Source organism: Streptomyces sp. NPDC101118 (genome assembly GCF_044759445.1).
Classification (GTDB): Bacteria; Actinomycetota; Actinomycetes; order Streptomycetales; family Streptomycetaceae; genus Streptomyces.
This window is the reverse complement of record NZ_JBIVZG010000010.1, coordinates 117,340-133,804: the sequence shown is the minus strand read 5'-3', so window position 1 is coordinate 133,804 and position 16,465 is coordinate 117,340. Positions and strand designations below refer to the sequence as shown.

Below are 16,465 nucleotides of genomic sequence, written 5' to 3'. Positions count from 1 at the left end.
GCCCCGCGGGACGGCGGGCGGGACCGGCCGGGCGCACCGGCCGGTGCCGCCGGCCGGTGCCGCCGGCCGGTGCGGCGGGCCCGTGCGGCGGGCCCGTGCGGTCGGCTCCTGTGGTCGGCTGGTGACGCCGGTCCACGTGGTCGGTTGATGTGATGGTCGCGCTTGTGCCGCGGCACGCCGGTCCGTCAGGACATACCCGGGCACTACGGACTAGCCTCGGCCCATGACCACCCTGCACCAAGAGCACGGCACCCACGAGCACGTCCACGGGCCGGACTGCGGTCACGCCGAGGTCCCGCACGGCGACCACGTCGACTACGCCCACGACGGCCACCTGCACCGCGAGCACTCGGGCCACTGGGACGAGTGCGAGACGACCTCGCACGTCGCGCACGAGGCCCACGAGCACGCCCACGGCGAGGGCTGCGGGCACCCGGCCGTCGAGCACGGCGACCACCTGGACTACCTGCACGACGGACACCGGCACGCCGCGCACGACGGGCACTGGGACGACCACTGACCGACCCCGGGGCCCCCGCACAGGGGCCCCCTCCCCCGGGGCGCGGGGCGGCTGGCAGGATGCTCCCGCCCGCACCACGACCCGGGGAGCCGTGATGACCGCAGGAACGACCGTCGAAGAGCCCTACACCGTCGAGTTGACGCCCGAGGTGTACGCGTACGTCCAGCCCGACGGGGGCTGGTGCCTGAGCAACGCGGGGTTCGTCAGCGACGGCGGACGGACCCTGCTGGTGGACACGGCCGCCACCCGGCGGCGGGCGCTGTGGCTGCGGGAGGCCGTCGAGGCGGCCGGCGCGGCGGTGCCGTCGGTCATCGTGAACACCCACCACCACGGCGACCACACCTACGGCAACTGCGTGTTCCCCGAGGCGACCGTGGTGGCGCACCACAACAGCCGGCGGGAACAGCTCGACGCCGGCCACCAGCTGCACCTGATCTGGCCCCGGACGGACTTCGGGGAGATCAGCATCAGCGCGCCCACGCTCACGTACGACGACAGTGTGACGTTGCACATCGGGGATACCGAGGTACGGGTGCTGCACCCGGGCGTCGCGCACACGACGGGCGACTCGGTGGTGTGGCTGCCGCACCGGCGGGTGGTGTTCACCGGCGACCTGGTCTTCGCGGGCGGCACCCCGTTCATCCCGTTCGGCTCCCTGTCCGGCTCGCTCCGCGCCCTGGACCTGCTGCGCTCCCTGGACGCGCGGACCGTCGTACCGGGGCACGGGCCGCTGACCGACGCCTCGGCGTACGACGCGACCGAGCGGTACCTGCGGTTCGTCGGGACGCTGGCGGAGGAGGGCCGGGCCAAGGGGATCACCCCGCTGGAGGCGGCCCGTCAGGCCGACCTCGGTGAGTTCGCCCGGTGGCGGGAGCCCGAGCGGCTGGTGGCCAACCTGCACCGGGCCTACGCCGAGCTGGCGGGCGAGCCGGGCGGCTCCCGGCTGGACCTGGTCGCCCTGCTGACGGACATGACCGAGATGAACGGCGGGACGCCGGTCGCCTGTCACGCGTGACGGCGGGCGGGACCCCGGACCGGGCGCCCCGGTCCGGGGCGGGCCGGACCGGCCTGGGCGGCCGGCCCGGGCCCTCCGGAGCGGAGGGATCCGGCCACCCCCCTGGACGGCATACCGACTGGTCGGCATGATGGGCCGGGACAGCGGCAGCAACGATCCGCCCACCCCTCCCGACGGAAGGTGCGCCCATGACCCCAGCCGGCCCCCGGGGCCTCGACCTGGCACGGCTCCGCGAGCGGCTCGACCGCGAGCGGCCGCCGCTCACCGCCGGCCCCCTCACCGGCCGGCTGATCGAGGGCGGCCGCTCGAACCTCACCTACGAGGTCACCGACGGCCACACCCGCTGGGTGGTCCGCCGCCCGCCGCTCGGACACGTCCTGGCCACCGCGCACGACATGTCCCGCGAACACCGGGTGATCCGCGCCCTGCACGGCACCCGGGTGCCGGTGCCCGCGCCCGTACTGCTCTGCGAGGACGAGGACGTCATCGGGGCGCCGTTCTACGTCATGGAGTACGTGGACGGCACCCCGTACCGGACCGCCGCACAGCTCGCCCCGCTCGGCCCCGGGCGCACCCGGGACGTGGTGCTGCGGCTCGTGGACACCCTGGCCGACCTGCACCGGGTGGACCCGGAGGAGGCGGGACTGGGCGACTTCGGCCGGCCCGAGGGCTTCCTCGACCGGCAGCTGCGCCGCTGGGCCAAGCAGCTCGCCGCCTCCGGCAGCCGCGAACTGGCCGGCATCGACGAGCTCCAGGCCACGCTGGCCCGCCGGCTGCCCGGCTCCCCCGCGCCGACCGTGGTGCACGGCGACTACCGCCTCGACAACGTGCTGGTCGACCCCGGGGACCGGATCGCGGCGGTGCTCGACTGGGAGATGTCCACGCTCGGCGACCCCCTCACCGACCTGGGGCTGCTCGTGATGTACAGCTCCGACCTCGGCCTGGACGACTCCCCGGTGAGCACCACCAGCGGCGCCCCCGGCCACCCCTCCCCCGCCGAGCTGGTCGAGCGGTACGCCGCCCGGTCGGGCCGGGACACCTCGGGCATCGCCTGGTACACGGCCTTCGCCTGGTTCAAGCTGGCCGTGATCCTGGAGGGCATCCACTACCGCTACACGCTCGGCCAGACGGTCGGCGCGGGCTTCGAGCAGATCGGCGCCCTGGTTCCCGTGTTCATCGAGCACGGCCTGACGACCCTTCAGGAAGGCTGATCCGTCATGGACTTCGCATACGACGCGCGCACCGAGGAGCTGCGGGAGCGGCTGCTGGCCTTCATGGACGCGTACGTGTACCCGGCCGAGGCGGTCGCGGAGGAGCAGCGCGCCGGCCTCGCCTCCCCCTGGGACACGCCCCCGGTGGTGGCCGAACTCAAGGAGGAGGCACGGCGGCAGGGGCTGTGGAACCTCTTCTTCGTGGACGGGCCCGGCGCGCCGGGCGAGGGCCGCGGCGCCGGCCTGACCAACCTCCAGTACGCGCCGCTGGCGGAAATCACCGGGCGCAGCCCGCAGTTGGCGCCCACCGCCCTCAACTGCGCGGCGCCGGACACCGGGAACATGGAGCTGCTGGCCCAGTTCGGCTCCGCGGAGCAGCAGAAGCGGTGGCTGGAGCCGCTGCTGGCCGGCGAGATCCGCTCGGCCTTCGCGATGACCGAGCCGGAGGTGGCCTCGTCCGACGCGACGAACATCGAGACCCGGATCGAGCGCGACGGCGACGAGTACGTGGTCACCGGGCGGAAGTGGTACATCTCGGGGGCGATGAACCCGGACTGCCGGGTGTTCATCGTGATGGGCAAGACCGACCCCGACGGCCCGGACGTGCGCCGCCAGCAGTCGATGCTCCTGGTGCCCCGGGACACGCCCGGCGTCGAGGTCCGGCGCGCCATGAAGGTGTACGGGTACGAGGACCACTCCCACGGCGGCCACGCGGAGGTGCTGTTCCACGGGGCGCGGGTGCCGGCGGACCACCTGGTGGGCGAGGAGGGCGGCGGCTTCGCCATCGCCCAGGCGCGGCTGGGGCCGGGCCGGATCCACCACTGCATGCGGCTGATCGGCATGGCGGAGCGGGCGATCGAGCTGATGTGCCGGCGGGCGGTCGCGCGGACCGCGTTCGGCAAGCCGCTCGCCGGGCAGGGCGTCGTACAGAACTGGATCGCGGACGCCCGGGTGACCGTGGAGCAGCTGCGGCTGCTGGTGCTGAAGACGGCCTGGCTGATGGACACCGTGGGCAACCGCGGGGCGCACACCGAGATCCAGGCCATCAAGATCGCCACCCCGCGGGCGGTGGTGGGGATCCTCGACCAGGCCGTCCAGCTGCACGGCGCGGGCGGTGTGAGCCAGGACCAGCCGCTGGCCGAACTCTGGGCGGCGGCGCGGACGTTGCGGCTGGCGGACGGCCCGGACGAGGTGCACCAGCGGTCCCTGGCGCGGCGGGAGCTGAAGCGGTACCTGTGACGGCCGCCGGTGGCGGCGGCGTGTCGCGGTTACGGGCGCAGGGCGCGCAGCAGGAGGTCGGCCAGGTGGTCGGCGACCTGCTGCGGGCTCAGCGGGCCGTCGGCGCGGTACCAGGTGGACAGGTGGTGGACGGAGCCGAAGTGGTAGTCCACCACCAGGTCGGCGGGGGTGGCCGTGGAGAACACCCCGGTCTTCTGGCCCTCTTCGATCAGGGCGCGGAACGTCTCGTGGTAGCGCCGGCGGGCGGCGCGCACCTGCTTGTTCTTCTCCGGGCTGAGCTGGTGCATCGACCGGAAGAAGATCATCGCGTCGTCGAGGTTCTCGATGGTGGTGACGACGACGTCGGCCGCCGCCGTGCGCAGCCGCTCCTCGACCGGGGCGTCGGATCCGGCCACGGCGTCGAGGCGCTCCTGCTGGAGGCGGAGCATGCGCGCGTACACCTCGTGCAGCAGGTCGTCCTTGGAGCCGAAGTAGTGGTACAGCGCGCCCTTGGTGACGCCTGCGGCCTCGACGATCTCCTGGACGGAGGTCCGGTCGTAGCCGCGGTCGGCGAAGAGCCGGGTGGCGGCGGCGAGCAGCCGCTGGGGAACGGGGGTGTCCTCCGTGTCCGTGGACCTGGCCATGACCGCCACCTGCCTTTGTGTGCGTGTGCGTGAACGACTGCCGGACGAGTGTGCCGGGTCAGGGGGCCACCGGCGAAATCCGGCCGGGGGCGGGGCCGGGTGCCGGGCGGGGAGCCCGGTCCGGGGCCGGGCCGGGGGCCGGGCCCGGGGCGGCGGCCCGGTCGCGGAGGTCCCGGCGGAGGATCTTGCCGCTGGTGGTCTTGGGCAGCGCGGGGAGGATCTCCACCGTGCGCGGGTACTTGTAGGCGGCCAGCCGGTCCGCGCAGTACGCGGCCAGGGCGGCGGGGGTGGCCTCGGTGCCGGGGCGCAGGCTGACGTACGCCGTGACGGTCTCGCCGCGGTACGGGTCGGGGGCGCCGACGACGGCGGCCTCGCGGACGGCGGGGTGGGTGTAGAGGACGTCCTCGACCTCCCGGGGCCAGACCTTGAAGCCCGAGGCGTTGATCATGTCCTTCTTGCGGTCGACGACGTACAGCCAGCCCTCCGGGTCCATGAACCCGACGTCTCCGGTGCGGAGTTCGCCGCCGGGGAGGGCGCGGGCGGTGTCCTCGGGCCGGCGCCAGTAGCCGGGGACGACCTGGGGGCCGCGGACCACGATCTCGCCGGTCTCGCCGAAGGGCAGTTCCGCGCCGTGGTCGTCGACGATCCGGACGACGGTGTCGGCGCCGGGGACGCCGACGGAGAGGGTGCCGGAGGCCGGGTCGACGGGGGCGGTGCGGTGGACGGGTACGGAGGTGCAGTGGGCGGTGGTCTCGGTGAGGCCGTAGCCGTTGCGGAGTTCGAGGCCGAGGGTGTCGCGGAGGCGGGTGACGAGGGCGGGCGGCAGGGGGGCGCCGCCGGAGGACACGATCCGGAAGGAGGTGAAGTGGTCCGGGGTGACGCCGGGGTGGGCGGCCAGGGCCATGAAGGCGGTGGCGGGGCCGACCGTGTAGTGGGGGCGGTGCTCCAGGAAGGCGTCGAGGACGGTGCCGGGCTCGAAGCGGTGGGTGAGGACGAGGGTGCCGGCGTTGGTGAGGCAGGTGGCCAGCTCGCAGACCATGCCGGTGATGTGGAAGAGGGGGGCCAGGGCGAAGTAGCGGGCGCCCTCGGGGAGGGCGTGGGCGGTGCGCTGGCGTTCGGCGTTGTACGTGAGGGCGCCGTGCGGGTTGACGGCGCCCTTGGGGGTGCCGCTGGTGCCGGAGGTGTAGCTGATGAGGGCCGGGTCGGCGGGGCCGGGGGCGGGGACCTCGGGTGCGGGGCGGTCCTGGCGGGCGACGGTGAGCAGGTCGGCGGGGGTGGGGGCCGCCGGGTCGGGCGGGGCGGTCCGGGCCGTCGGCGCGGTCGGGTCCGCCTGGTCCGCCTGGTCCGCCGGGTCCGTCGGCGCGGTCGGGTCGGCCGGCGCGGTGGGGGCCGGCGGGTGCGGGGGGCGGGGGCCCGGGAGGACGCGGGGGTCGTCGCGGGTCTGGAGGTCGTGGTCGCGGGCGGTGAGCACGGTGTGGACGGTGGCGGCCGGGGACGCCTCGGCGAGGGTGTCGCGGAGGAAGCCCTCCCAGGCGTGCTCGGCGCAGACGAGCGCCGACACCTCGGCGTCACGCAGCACATGTGACACCTCACGGGCCTTGTACATGGGGTTGACCGGGACGACGACGGCTCCGGCCTTCCAGGCGGCGAGGACGGCCAGCACGAAGTGCGGGGTGTTCTGGAGCATCACGGCGACGCGGTCGCCCGGGCGTACCCCGCGGCCGGCGAGGTGGCCGGCGACCGCGTCGGACAGCGCGTCGGTCTCGGCGTAGCTCAGACGTCCGTCGAAGTAGGCGAGGGCGGTGCGGCCGGGGGCGCGGGCCACGGCCGACCGGAAGGCGGCGAGCACGCTGGGCGGCGGGCTGACGGGCTCCCGCTGCGCGGGGCCGAGCAGCGCGAGCCAGGGGCGGGCGGCGTAGCGGGACGACCCGCCCGTCCCCGGCTCCGTGCGGCCGGCCCGTTCCGTCATGCGCCCTCCCAGTTCCGTTGCAGGTGGTTCATGCTGCCAAGCCACCGCTCGGGGTCGGTTGCCCGGGTCCGGTAGTAGTCGGCGACCTCGGGGTGGGGGAGGATCAGGAAGCGGCCCTTGGCCATGCCCTCGAAGAGGGCGTCGGCCACGTCCGCGGGTTCGATCGCGGTGGGGGCCAGGACCAGTTCCCCGGCGGTGCCGGCGGCGGTGAGCATGTCGGTGCGCACGCCCTGGGGGCAGATGGCGTGGACGTCGAGGCCGCGGTGCCGGTAGGTGAGCGAGAGCCATTCGGCGAAGGCGAGCGCGCCGTGCTTGGTGACGCTGTACGGGGCCGCGCCGATCATGGTGAGCAGTCCGGCGGCGGAGACGGTGGAGACGAACCGGCCGTGGCCGCGGTCCAGCCAGCCGGGCAGCAGGGTGCGGACGGCGCGGACGTGGGACATGACGTTGGTGTCCCACGCGGCGGCCCAGGCGTCCTCGCCGGCGAGGGCGTCGCCGCCCGCCGGGATGCCGGCGTTGGCGCAGTAGACGTCCACGGTGCCGTCGAGGGCCTCCAGGGCGGCCGGGGCGATGGCGGAGGCGTCGCCGGGCAGGGCGACGGCGTCCAGCTCGGCGGCGATGTCGGCGGTCCGCCCGGGGTCCAGGTCGTTGACGGCGAGCCGGGCCCCCTCCCCGGCGAACCGGCGGGCCAGGGCGGCGCCGATCCCCCCGCCCGCTCCGGTGACGACGACACGCTGTCCCTCGAACGCACCCACGCGGATCCACTCCTCCTGGTCGGCCGGCGGCGCCGGTTGCCCGGCCCGGCGGCAGACTAACCGGTCGGTATGCCGGGCCGGAAGGGGGCGTTCTCCTAGCGTGGGCCGGTATGAGCCTGTCGAGACGAGGACTGCTGGCCGGCGCGGGGGCGGCCGGCGCGGCGAGCACGGTGGGTACGGCGCGCGCGGCGGGGGCCCCGCCGGGGCGGGTGCGGACGGGTTTCGAGCGGCTGGCCGCGAGCGGGTACGCGGCGCTCGCGGGCCGGCGCGTGGGGGTGGTGACCAATCCGACCGGCACCGGTCCCGGGGCCCGGCACGTCGTGGACCTGATGCACGCCGACCCCCGGGTGGACCTGGTCGCGGTCTTCGGCCCGGAGCACGGTTTCCGGGGCACGGCGCAGGCCGGGGGTTCGGAGGCGGTGCGGCGGGACCCGGCGACGGGGCTGCCGGTGTACGACACGTACGGCAGCGACGGGCGGGCGCTGGCGGCGGCGTTCGAGGCGGCGGGCGTGGACACGGTGGTGTTCGACATCCAGGACGTGGGGGCGCGGTTCTACACGTACGTCTGGACGATGTACGACTGCATGGCGGCGGCCGCGCGGGCGGGGAAGCGGGTGGTGGTGCTCGACCGGCCGCACCCGGCGGGCGGGGTGCGGGCGCTGGGGCCGGTGCTGGACCGGGCGTACGCGAGTTTCGTGGGGCGGGAGCCGGTCGCGCTGGCGCACGGGATGACGGCCGGGGAGCTGGCGCTGCTGTTCAACGGCGAGTTCCTGGGCGGGGCGGTGCGGCTGCGGGTGGAGCGGCTGGCGGGGTGGCGGCGCGGGATGGACTTCGCCGCGACGGGGCTGCCGTGGGTGCCGCCGAGCCCGAACATGCCGACGCCCGACACGGCGCTGGTGTATCCGGGGACCTGCCTGTTCGAGGGGACGAACCTGTCGGAGGGGCGGGGGACGACGCGGCCCTTCGAGCTGCTGGGCGCTGAGGGGATCGACCGGCGGTGGGCGGAGGCGGCGGACGCGCTGGGGCTTCCGGGGGTGTGGGTGCGGGAGGCGTGGTTCGCGCCGGTGTTCTCGAAGTTTCAGGGGCGGACGGTGGGCGGGGTGCGGCTGCTGGTGCACGACCGGGAGGCCTTCGACCCGGTGCGGACCGGGATCGGGCTGCTGGTGACGGCGCGGCGGGTGTGGAGCGGGTTCGCGTGGCGGCCGGACCACTGGATCGACCGGCTGACGGGCTCGGACCGGGTGCGGACGCTGATCGACGCGGGGGCCGGGGTGGACGAGGTGACGGCCTCCTGGGAGGCGGGGCTGAAACGGTTCCGCGGGGTGCGGGAGGAGTACCGGCTGTACGAGTGACGGGGCGGATGGGGCGGGGGCGTCCGGTGTGACGGGTGACCGTACACGGTGACATGTGACCGTGCGGCTTCGCCCGTCACGGGTCTGGCCGCGGGGCCGGGGCGGCGGGATGCTGGTGCTCCGGTGCACGGTGCGGTGCGGGAGGGGACCGTCATGTCGGGTGTGGGCGTGGGACCGTACACGGAACTGACCTTCGACGCCGACGGGGACTGCGACCCGCGGCAGCGCGCGGCGGTGGACCGGCTGGACGCCACCGACCTGATCGTGTTCTCGCACGGCTGGAACAGCGACCGGTCCACCTCGACGCGGCTGTACGACCGCTTCTTCGCCCCCTTCCCCGCGCTGGTGGCCGGCTCCCCCGGCGTCCGGCTGGGCTACGTGGGCGTGGTGTGGCCGTCGATCCGGTTCTCCGACGAGCCGATCCCCGACTTCGACGCCCCCTCCGCGGCCGGCGGCCCGGCTGCCGGCCCCGAGCTGGACGCGGGGACGCGGGCGGCGCTCGGGGAGTTCTGGCCGGGCCGCGGCACGGAGCTGGACCGGATCGCGGAACTGCTGCGGGAGCAGCCGGAGTCGGAGGAGGCGTTCGCGGAATTCGGCTTCCTGGTGCGGGAGTTGCTCGCCGGGCCGGAGGGCGGCCCGGTCGCGGCGGCGCCGGCGGCCGGTGCGGGCGGGCCGGGCGGCGGTGGCTACGGCCCGGGCGGCGGTGTGGAGGACGTCGTCGGCGACCCGGTGCCCGCGCTGCTCGCGGAGGATCCGCTGGTCCTGTGCCGGCTGCTGACGGAGGGGCTGCGGGAGGCCGGGGCGGAGGTCGCCGGGCCGGAGGCCTCGTTCTCCGTGGGCGGCGGGCTGAAGAGGCTGTGGAGCGGCGGCCGGGAGCTGCTGCGCCAGGCGACGTACTACGAGATGAAGCGGCGGGCCGGGAAGGTCGGCGAGCGGGGGCTGGGTCCGGTGCTGGCGCGGCTGGCGGGGGCGCGCCCGGGCGTACGGGTCCATCTGGTCGGCCACAGCTTCGGCGCGCGGCTCGTGGCGTACGCGCTGCGGGGCGTACCGGCCGGGGCGCGCCATGTCCGTTCTCTGACGCTCCTTCAGGGCGCCTTCTCCCATTACGCGTTCGCGGAGTCGCTGCCGCACGCGCGGGGCAGCGGCGGGGCGCTGCGGGGGCTCCAGCGGCGGGTGGCGGGGCCGGTGGTGTGCTGCTACTCGCGGCACGACGCGGCGCTGCGGGTGTTCTATCCGCTGGCCTCGCGGATGGCCGGGGACTCCTCGTCCTTCGCGGGCTTCGACGAGCGGTGGGGCGCCATGGGGCACGACGGCGTGCAGGCGGTCGGCGGGGCGGTCCGGCTGACGCTGGAGGCGGCGTTGCGGGACGGGCTGCCGGGTGCGGGATGCGTCAGTGTCGACGCGGCGGCGGTGGTGCGGCGGGGCGGGGCGCCCTCGGGGGCGCACAGTGACATCTGCCACGAGGAACTCGCCCGGATCGTCGTCTCGGCGGGCCGGATCGGCCGCTGAGATCGCGCCAATGCCACCCGGGCGCCCCGTGCGCTCGGCATGCGCCCGGCCGGCTCCGGGCATGTTGGGCACAGCGCCGGTGATGGTTCCCATCGTGTCGTCGATGGAGCCGGAGCGCCCTCCGGATCGTCTCTCCCCCGGCGCACCCGGGCACGAGCGATGGAGGTGGCTGCGCGATGGCGGGTTTCCGGAGTCTGGCGGTGCAGGTGCGCGACGCGTCCAACGACCGTGCGCTGCGCCGGCATTCGCTGCGGCGGTGTCTGGAGCGGTTCGCCCCGTACGGGCACCGGGCGACGTGGTGGCACCTGTGCGACCGGCACGGGATCGGGCCCGAGGACCGGGGCTGCGATCCGCTGCGGCTGGTGGCGGCGCTGGAGGAGCTGGAGGACGCGCGGGGCGTCTGGCTGGCGTACGAGCGGCAGTTCGCGGAGCGGCGGCGGCGCGAGAAGCACGTGGGGGTGCGCACGCCGGAGTGGGCGTGGAGCGGTGCCGCAGTGGTGCCCTGTGCGGATCCGGGGGTGCGGCCGGAGGGGGCGCTGGGCGAGGTGCTGCGGCGGCTGGTGCGGGCGCTGGAGGCGGAGGCGCCGGGGACGGGGTGTCCGGTGTGCGGGGAGCCGGAGCTGCGGTGGCCGGCCGGGGCGGGGCGGGGGCCGGTGTGCGGGGGGTGCGGGATCGTGGTGCCGCCGCCTGCGCTGGCGGGGGCGCTGGACGAGGGCGTCGTGGGGGCGGCGGGGCGTGCGGCGTGAGGCGGGCGGCCGGGTGCGTGGGGTGGGCGGCCGGCTGTGTGGAGCGGGGGCGCTGCGGCGTACCCGGCGTGCGTAAGGCGTGACCGTACAGGGTGACATGTCACAGGATGGTGTGGTGGTGCTGATCCTGGCGGCCCTGAACGGGGCGCGGAGTGCGGCGGACGGGCCGGCCGTGCCATTGTCCCCGGCCGCGCTGGCCGAGGCCGCGGCGCTGGCCGTGGCGGCGGGCGCGGGTGAGGTGCGGGTGCGGCCGCGGACGCCGTGCGGGCGGGAGAGCCTGTCGCCGCGGGTGCTGGGCCCGCTGCTGGCGGAGGTGCGGGCGGCGGTCGGCGTGCCGGTCGGGGTGGACGCGTACGCGGGCGGCGACCGGGTGCGGGAGTGGACCGAGCTGCCCGAGGTGGCGGCGGTGGACTGGGCCCTGCCGGGTGCGGAGGAGCTGGCGGGGCTGCTGCTGGCGCGCGGTGTGGGGGTGGAGGCGGTGGTGCGTACGGGTTCGGCGGGCGCGGGGCGGTTCCTGGGTTCGCCGTTGCGCGGCCGGGTGCTGCGGGTGGCGGTGGCCGTGTCCGGCGGGGATCCGGCGGGGGCGCCGGGTGCGGCCCGGGTGGTGGTGGACCGGCTGGCGGCGGGGGTGCCGGGTCTGCGGGTGCTGGCGTACGGCGTGGATGCGGCGGCCTGGCCGGTGCTGCGGTGGGCCGCCGGGCGCGGGCTGGACGTGCGGGCGGGGGTGGCGGACACCGGGTACCTGCCCGACGGCCGGCGGGCGGCGTCGAACGCTCAGCTGGTGGCCGCCGCCGCGGCCGTGCGGGACGGGGTCACAGCCGGGAGCCCGTGAGGCGGTTGCCGAACTCGTCGTCGGGGTTGGACAGGCCGCAGGTCTTCAGGGAGAGGCAGCCGCAGCCGATGCAGTCGCTGAGCTGGTCGCGGAGGCGGCCGAGGCGGGCGATGCGTTCGTCGAGGACGGCGCGCCAGTGTGCGGAGAGGTTGGCCCAGTCCTCGCGGGTGGGGGTGCGGCCCTCGGGCAGCTGGGCGAGGGCCTCGCCGATGGTGGCGAGGGGGATGCCGACGCGCTGCGCGGCGCGGACGAAGGCGACGCGGCGGAGGGTGTCGCGGCTGTAGCGGCGCTGGTTGCCGGTGGTGCGGCGGCTGCTGATCAGGCCCTTGGACTCGTAGAAGTGCAGCGCGGAGACGGCGGCGCCGCTGCGGGCGGACAGCTGTCCGACGGTCAGTTCGTGGATCTTCTCTGGAATCTGGGGCACTCCGCCGACCCTACTGGGCGGTCCTGTGCACGCGTTGACAGGGCTGCCGCGCCCGAGCATCCTGGGCAAGCCATTCTGAGCAAGCGCTTAATCAAGTGACCCCCATGGGAGGCAGAGGCATGGCCGAGCCGAGGATCTTCACGTCCGCCGAGGAGCTGGCCGCCGGGACCGGCGCCCCGCTCGGGCCCAGCGACTGGCTGGAGGTCGACCAGAAGCGGATCGACCTGTTCGCCGACGCGACCGGCGACCATCAGTGGATCCACGTGGACCCGGAGCGGGCGGCGTCCGGGCCGTTCGGCTCGACCATCGCGCACGGCTACCTGACGCTGTCGCTGCTGCCCAGCCTGGTCCCGCAGGTGATGCGGGTCGAGGGGATGCGGATGGGCATCAACTACGGCGTGGACAAGGTGCGTTTCCCCGCCCCGGTGCCGGTCGGCTCGCGGCTGCGCGCCACGGCCGTGATCACCGCGGTCACCGAGGCCGGCGGGGGCGTGCAGGTCGCGGCCACGGTCACGGTGGAGACCGAGGGCGGCGACAAGCCGGTGTGCGTGGCGGAGACGGTCTCCCGCTACTACTTCTGAGCCGCTCGCGGCAGCCGGGGCGCTCCGGCGCCCGCGGGCCGGCCGTCAGACGGTCCGGGCGCCCACCATGCGCAGCACGAGGTCGGCGTAGAGCGCGCCGACCTCGTCGGGCGTGCGGCGGCCGGCCACGTCGAACCAGCGGGCGACGTCGATGCAGAGCGACAGCACGGCGAGCGTGGTGCCGGGCACGTCCGGTACGTCGAACTCCCCGGCCGCGACCCCGTCGGCCAGGATCCGGCGCACCGCGGCGTCGCTCTCGCGGCGCAGGGCGACGATCTCGGTGCGGTGCTCGTCGCCCAGGGCGTCGAGTTCGTACTGGACCACGCGGGCGGTGGTGTGGTGCGCGGCGTGCCACCGTACGAAGGACCGGACGGCGGCGTCGAGGCGGTCGGCGGCGGTGCCGGGGCCGTCGGCGGCGCTCCGCAGGATCTCCAGTGCCTTGTCGTGGCCGATGCGGCTGATCCGGTGGAGCAGCTCTTCCTTGGTCTTGTAGTGGATGTAGAGCGCGGCGGGGCTCATGCCGGCGCGGCCCGCGATGTCACGGGTGGTGGTGGCGTGGTACCCGCGTGCCGCGAAGGCGTCGACTGCGGCGACGAGCAGCCGCCGGGCCGCGTCGGGACTGACCTCCGACCAGGGCACGTACTCCCCGACCTGCTCCTCCACGCCGTCCATCGTTCACCCTTTCCCCGGTGACTGACCACCTTACCGGAGGGTGAGCAAGCGCTTAGCCGGATCTCCGGGACGGGCGTGGTGGGCGCCGGGACGCGCGGCGGGCGCTAGCGCCCCTCCTCCTGGCGGTCGCGGATCACCTTGGCCAGCGTGAAGGCCGAGGTGGTCAGGTAGAGCACGCCGATCCCGAGGAAGGCGCGGACCCAGCCGTCCGCGTCCAGCTGGTAGATCCCGATGGCCACGGCGGCGAGCGCGATGGCGAACGAGGCGACGGCCTGGCCGTAGTAGGCGCCGCTGTTCTGCGGCTTGCCCGGCGTGCCGGCCGGGCGCACCGGGTGCATGGGCGCGGGGTTCATCGATGTCATGACCCCCAGCATGGGCGGCTGTGGCCGGCGCCACATCCGCGCTCGTACTCAGTCCGCTACTCAGAAGGCCGAAACCCCGGTCAGCGCACGCCCGATGACGAGTTTCTGGATCTGGCTGGTGCCCTCGTAGAGGGTCATCACGCGGGCGTCGCGGAGCAGTTTGCCCGCCGGGTACTCGTCGATGTAGCCGTAACCGCCGTGCACCTGGAGGGCGTTGCCCGCGGCGCGGACGGCGGCCTCGGAGGCGAAGAGCTTGGCGGTGGAGGACTCGGTGGCGAACGGCAGCCCCCGGTCGATGAGATCGGCCACCCGCCAGGTCAGCAGCCGGGCCGCGTCGACGTCGACGGCGATGTCGGCGATCAGCTCCTGGACGAGCTGGTGGTGGGCGATGGTGCGGCCGAACTGCTCGCGCTGTCCGGCGTACGAGACGGCCGCGTCCAGCGCCGCCTGCGCCAGCCCGACGCACCCCGCGGCCACCGACATCCGGCCCTTGGCCAGGGCGGACATGGCGACGGAGAAGCCCTTGCCGGCGGGGCCGAGGAGGGCCGATTCCGGCACCCGGACGCCCTGGAGGACCAGTTCGGCGGTGGCCTGGCCGCGCAGGCCGAGCTTGCCGTGGATCTCGCGGCGGGTCAGGCCGGGGGTGTCGGCCGGGACGAGGAAGGCGGAGATCCCGCGGTGGCCGGGCTCCTCGCCGGTGCGGGCGAAGAGCAGCACCACGTCGGCGAGGGTGCCGTTGGTGATGAACGTCTTGCTGCCGTCGATCACGTACGCGTCGCCGTCGCGGACCGCGCGGGTGGCGAGGTGGGCGGCGTCGGAGCCGGTGCCGGGCTCGGTGAGCCCGAAGCAGCCGAGGGCCTCGCCGGAGCAGAGGCGGGGCAGCCAGTGCCGCTTCTGGTCCTCGCTGCCCCAGGCGGCGACGGTCTTGGCGACCAGGCCGAGGGAGACGGAGAGGATGCCGCGCACGGCGGAGTCGCCGCGGCCGAGTTCCTCGGTGACCAGGACGTACGAGAGGTGGTCGCCGCCGGAGCCGCCGTACTCCTCCGGGACGGTCAGGCCGAGGAAGCCGAGGTCGCCCAGCTTCTTGACGATGCCGGGGTCCACGCTCTCGGCGCGGTCCCAGGCGGCGGCGTACGGGACGACCTCGCGCTCGACGAACTCGCGGGCCAGCCGGCGTACGGCGGTCTGCTCCTCGCTCAGCTCCAGGTTCACCGGGCACCTCGGGTTCCGAAGGGCGGTTAATTATCACCGCTAGTTTTTGGCTGGGAGGCCTTACTATGTGCCGCATGGCCCGACCGCGCAAGCCCCTCCTCAGCCGAGAACGCATCGTCGACGCGGCGGGGGCGCTGGTGGACGCGGAGGGCCTGGAGGCGGTGTCGACCCGGCGGCTGGCGGCCGCGCTCGGGGTGAGCGGGCCCTCGCTGTACAACCACTTCCGGACCAAGGACGAGATCCTGGACGCGGTCGCGGACGCGGTGAGCGCGCGGGTGGACCTCTCGATGTTCGAGGACGGCGACGGCCGGGACTGGCGCACCGCCCTGCACGACTGGGCCGTCTCGTACCGCCGTGCCCTGGCCGACCACCCGAACATCGTCCCGGTGCTGGCGCGGGGGCCGGGCCGCCGCCCGGCGGGGCTGCGGCTGGCGGACGCGGTGTTCGGGGCGATGACCCGGGCCGGCTGGCCGCCCGCGCAGGCCACCCGGATCGGCGCGCTGATGCGGTACTTCGTGATGGGCTCGGCCCTCGGCTCGTTCGCCCGCGGCTTCGTCGACGACCGCACCGCGTACGATCCGGCCGACTACCCGCACCTGGGCCAGGCCCACCTCCTCGCCGAACGCCGGCAGGAGATCGACGAGGGCGCCTTCGAAACGGGCCTGACCGCCCTCCTGGACGGCCTCACCACCCAGTACGAGGCCCTGGCCCGCGCCTGACGGAGCCTCGGCCGGCGGACACGAAGCACGAGGGGGAACCTTGGATCCGGGAGCAGTGATCATCGCGGTCGCGGGGGTGGCCGGCACGCTGGGGGGCTCGTTCCTCACCCAGCGCGTGGCCGAGCGCGCGAAGCGGCGGGAACTGGCGCTCGTGCGCGCCCAGGAGGAAGCCCGTGAAACCCGGCAGCTGCGCCGCACCTGCTACGCGGAACTCAACCGGGACGCCCGGCAGTTCACCACCGCCCTCAACCGCCATCTGCACGTCATGCGGGAGCGCGGCGTCGGGGAGGCCGACGTCGTCGCGCTCGACGAGGCGAAGGCCGCCCACCGGGACCGGTACTCCGAGGCGCAGATGATCGCCCCGGACGAGGTGCTCGCCCGCGCGAGCGCGGTCAACCAGGCCCTCAACGCCGTCTACGGCCAGGTCAAGCGGCTGGAGCGCGGCGAGCCGGGAGCCGGCGAGACCGTGGACACAGCGGCCCGGGCCCGGGAAGAGGTCTGGGAGCTGCTGCGGGCCATGAGGAGCGCGATGCGTCACGACCTCGGGGTGGCGACCGCGCCGGTACGGGTCGTGGCGCCGGCACGGCAGTCCGAGGGCCCGGTCCCGGCCGCGGACCGAATCGCCGGGGGCGGGCCGTAGCGGAGGGAGCCCGTGGCCCGGGGCCAGGACAGCTGTGTGTCCCGGCTCCGGGCCCCGGCGGAACGTGCCGCTGAGGTCCCGGAG

The 16,465-nt window shown here is 75.2% G+C and carries 18 protein-coding genes; 11 read left to right on the top strand and 7 right to left on the bottom strand.

Features of this window, described 5'->3' with window-relative positions:
- The first annotated feature begins 223 nt into the window (after positions 1 to 223).
- From ACIQUQ_RS18325 to ACIQUQ_RS18310, 4 genes are all read left to right on the top strand, one after another.
- Positions 224 to 520 carry a hypothetical protein gene (locus ACIQUQ_RS18325; protein WP_403976841.1) on the top strand — a complete coding sequence of 99 codons (297 nt, stop codon included), beginning with the start codon at positions 224 to 226 and terminating at the stop codon, positions 518 to 520.
- A 94-nt stretch (positions 521 to 614) separates the two neighbouring features.
- Positions 615 to 1,535 (top strand): MBL fold metallo-hydrolase, encoded by a 921-nt coding sequence (locus tag ACIQUQ_RS18320; protein WP_403976839.1) that lies wholly within the window; start codon positions 615 to 617, stop codon positions 1,533 to 1,535.
- Positions 1,536 to 1,723: 188 nt separating this feature from the next.
- Positions 1,724 to 2,746 carry a phosphotransferase family protein gene (locus tag ACIQUQ_RS18315; protein ID WP_403976837.1) on the top strand — a complete coding sequence of 341 codons (1,023 nt, stop codon included), beginning with the start codon at positions 1,724 to 1,726 and terminating at the stop codon, positions 2,744 to 2,746.
- 6 nt (positions 2,747 to 2,752) lie between these two features.
- Positions 2,753 to 3,985 carry an acyl-CoA dehydrogenase family protein gene (locus tag ACIQUQ_RS18310; protein ID WP_403976835.1) on the top strand — a complete coding sequence of 411 codons (1,233 nt, stop codon included), beginning with the start codon at positions 2,753 to 2,755 and terminating at the stop codon, positions 3,983 to 3,985.
- 29 nt (positions 3,986 to 4,014) lie between these two features.
- Here the strand turns inward: ACIQUQ_RS18310 and ACIQUQ_RS18305 are convergent, their stop codons facing one another.
- Genes ACIQUQ_RS18305 through ACIQUQ_RS18295 form a run of 3 tightly spaced genes read right to left on the bottom strand, consistent with a single transcriptional unit; the run spans position 4,015 to position 7,332 of the window.
- Positions 4,015 to 4,608, bottom strand: coding sequence for a TetR/AcrR family transcriptional regulator (locus ACIQUQ_RS18305; RefSeq protein ID WP_403976833.1), 594 nt, complete (start codon positions 4,606 to 4,608; stop codon positions 4,015 to 4,017).
- A 58-nt stretch (positions 4,609 to 4,666) separates the two neighbouring features.
- The gene (locus ACIQUQ_RS18300) at positions 4,667 to 6,577 is read right to left on the bottom strand and encodes a class I adenylate-forming enzyme family protein (protein WP_403976831.1); all 1,911 of its coding nucleotides are present in this window, start codon (positions 6,575 to 6,577) and stop codon (positions 4,667 to 4,669) included.
- Positions 6,574 to 7,332 (bottom strand): SDR family oxidoreductase, encoded by a 759-nt coding sequence (locus tag ACIQUQ_RS18295; RefSeq protein WP_403976829.1) that lies wholly within the window; start codon positions 7,330 to 7,332, stop codon positions 6,574 to 6,576. Before ACIQUQ_RS18295 ends, ACIQUQ_RS18300 begins: the two co-directional genes overlap by 4 nt.
- Positions 7,333 to 7,442: 110 nt before the next feature.
- On the opposite strand from ACIQUQ_RS18295, the gene ACIQUQ_RS18290 reads away from it, so the two are divergent.
- The 4 genes from ACIQUQ_RS18290 (at position 7,443) to ACIQUQ_RS18275 (ending at position 11,771) form a co-directional block, all read left to right on the top strand.
- The gene (locus ACIQUQ_RS18290) at positions 7,443 to 8,684 is read left to right on the top strand and encodes an exo-beta-N-acetylmuramidase NamZ domain-containing protein (RefSeq protein ID WP_403976827.1); all 1,242 of its coding nucleotides are present in this window, start codon (positions 7,443 to 7,445) and stop codon (positions 8,682 to 8,684) included.
- 153 nt (positions 8,685 to 8,837) lie between these two features.
- On the top strand, positions 8,838 to 10,193 hold the full coding sequence (locus ACIQUQ_RS18285; RefSeq protein WP_403976825.1) for a serine-threonine protein kinase: 1,356 nt from the start codon (positions 8,838 to 8,840) through the stop codon (positions 10,191 to 10,193).
- A gap of 176 nt (positions 10,194 to 10,369) precedes the next feature.
- Positions 10,370 to 10,939 (top strand): hypothetical protein, encoded by a 570-nt coding sequence (locus ACIQUQ_RS18280; RefSeq protein ID WP_403976823.1) that lies wholly within the window; start codon positions 10,370 to 10,372, stop codon positions 10,937 to 10,939.
- Positions 10,940 to 11,036: 97 nt separating this feature from the next.
- Positions 11,037 to 11,771, top strand: a complete 735-nt coding sequence (locus ACIQUQ_RS18275) for a 3-keto-5-aminohexanoate cleavage protein (protein WP_403976821.1) — start codon at positions 11,037 to 11,039, stop codon at positions 11,769 to 11,771.
- Here ACIQUQ_RS18275 and soxR read toward each other — a convergent pair.
- Positions 11,752 to 12,195 carry a redox-sensitive transcriptional activator SoxR gene (gene soxR / locus ACIQUQ_RS18270; protein WP_399957384.1) on the bottom strand — a complete coding sequence of 148 codons (444 nt, stop codon included), beginning with the start codon at positions 12,193 to 12,195 and terminating at the stop codon, positions 11,752 to 11,754. The genes ACIQUQ_RS18275 and soxR overlap by 20 nt on opposite strands.
- 119 nt (positions 12,196 to 12,314) lie before the next feature.
- Here soxR and ACIQUQ_RS18265 point away from each other — a divergent pair, with 119 nt between their 5' ends.
- Complete coding sequence (locus tag ACIQUQ_RS18265; RefSeq protein ID WP_403976819.1) at positions 12,315 to 12,776, top strand: MaoC family dehydratase; 462 nt, start codon at positions 12,315 to 12,317, stop codon at positions 12,774 to 12,776.
- Between the two features lie 45 nt (positions 12,777 to 12,821).
- On the opposite strand, the gene ACIQUQ_RS18260 is transcribed toward ACIQUQ_RS18265, so the two are convergent.
- From ACIQUQ_RS18260 to ACIQUQ_RS18250, 3 genes are all read right to left on the bottom strand, one after another.
- Positions 12,822 to 13,448 carry a TetR/AcrR family transcriptional regulator gene (locus ACIQUQ_RS18260; protein ID WP_403976817.1) on the bottom strand — a complete coding sequence of 209 codons (627 nt, stop codon included), beginning with the start codon at positions 13,446 to 13,448 and terminating at the stop codon, positions 12,822 to 12,824.
- A 104-nt stretch (positions 13,449 to 13,552) separates the two neighbouring features.
- The gene (locus ACIQUQ_RS18255) at positions 13,553 to 13,786 is read right to left on the bottom strand and encodes a YiaA/YiaB family inner membrane protein (RefSeq protein ID WP_403977028.1); all 234 of its coding nucleotides are present in this window, start codon (positions 13,784 to 13,786) and stop codon (positions 13,553 to 13,555) included.
- Between the two features lie 84 nt (positions 13,787 to 13,870).
- On the bottom strand, positions 13,871 to 15,022 hold the full coding sequence (locus tag ACIQUQ_RS18250) for an acyl-CoA dehydrogenase family protein (protein WP_403976815.1): 1,152 nt from the start codon (positions 15,020 to 15,022) through the stop codon (positions 13,871 to 13,873).
- A gap of 74 nt (positions 15,023 to 15,096) precedes the next feature.
- Between ACIQUQ_RS18250 and ACIQUQ_RS18245 the strand changes: the two genes are divergently transcribed.
- Both ACIQUQ_RS18245 and ACIQUQ_RS18240 read left to right on the top strand, forming a co-directional pair.
- Positions 15,097 to 15,741 carry a TetR/AcrR family transcriptional regulator gene (locus ACIQUQ_RS18245; RefSeq protein ID WP_399957372.1) on the top strand — a complete coding sequence of 215 codons (645 nt, stop codon included), beginning with the start codon at positions 15,097 to 15,099 and terminating at the stop codon, positions 15,739 to 15,741.
- A 40-nt stretch (positions 15,742 to 15,781) separates the two neighbouring features.
- Entirely contained in the window at positions 15,782 to 16,381 is a 600-nt protein-coding gene (locus ACIQUQ_RS18240; RefSeq protein ID WP_403976813.1) for a hypothetical protein, read from the top strand.
- The last annotated feature ends 84 nt before the right edge of the window (positions 16,382 to 16,465 follow it).

Excerpts from the sequence above, each read along its gene's own strand:
- ACIQUQ_RS18325 (WP_403976841.1), top strand. The coding sequence starts at position 224 with ATGACCACCCTGCACCAAGAGCACGGCACCCACGAGCACGTCCACGGG.
- ACIQUQ_RS18320 (WP_403976839.1), top strand. The coding sequence starts at position 615 with ATGACCGCAGGAACGACCGTCGAAGAGCCCTACACCGTCGAGTTGACG.
- ACIQUQ_RS18315 (WP_403976837.1), top strand. The coding sequence starts at position 1,724 with ATGACCCCAGCCGGCCCCCGGGGCCTCGACCTGGCACGGCTCCGCGAG.
- ACIQUQ_RS18310 (WP_403976835.1), top strand. The coding sequence starts at position 2,753 with ATGGACTTCGCATACGACGCGCGCACCGAGGAGCTGCGGGAGCGGCTG.
- ACIQUQ_RS18305 (WP_403976833.1), bottom strand. The coding sequence starts at position 4,608 with ATGGCCAGGTCCACGGACACGGAGGACACCCCCGTTCCCCAGCGGCTG.
- ACIQUQ_RS18300 (WP_403976831.1), bottom strand. The coding sequence starts at position 6,577 with ATGACGGAACGGGCCGGCCGCACGGAGCCGGGGACGGGCGGGTCGTCC.
- ACIQUQ_RS18290 (WP_403976827.1), top strand. The coding sequence starts at position 7,443 with ATGAGCCTGTCGAGACGAGGACTGCTGGCCGGCGCGGGGGCGGCCGGC.
- ACIQUQ_RS18285 (WP_403976825.1), top strand. The coding sequence starts at position 8,838 with ATGTCGGGTGTGGGCGTGGGACCGTACACGGAACTGACCTTCGACGCC.
- ACIQUQ_RS18280 (WP_403976823.1), top strand. The coding sequence starts at position 10,370 with ATGGCGGGTTTCCGGAGTCTGGCGGTGCAGGTGCGCGACGCGTCCAAC.
- ACIQUQ_RS18275 (WP_403976821.1), top strand. The coding sequence starts at position 11,037 with ATGTCACAGGATGGTGTGGTGGTGCTGATCCTGGCGGCCCTGAACGGG.
- ACIQUQ_RS18265 (WP_403976819.1), top strand. The coding sequence starts at position 12,315 with ATGGCCGAGCCGAGGATCTTCACGTCCGCCGAGGAGCTGGCCGCCGGG.
- ACIQUQ_RS18260 (WP_403976817.1), bottom strand. The coding sequence starts at position 13,448 with ATGGACGGCGTGGAGGAGCAGGTCGGGGAGTACGTGCCCTGGTCGGAG.
- ACIQUQ_RS18255 (WP_403977028.1), bottom strand. The coding sequence starts at position 13,786 with ATGCACCCGGTGCGCCCGGCCGGCACGCCGGGCAAGCCGCAGAACAGC.
- ACIQUQ_RS18245 (WP_399957372.1), top strand. The coding sequence starts at position 15,097 with ATGGCCCGACCGCGCAAGCCCCTCCTCAGCCGAGAACGCATCGTCGAC.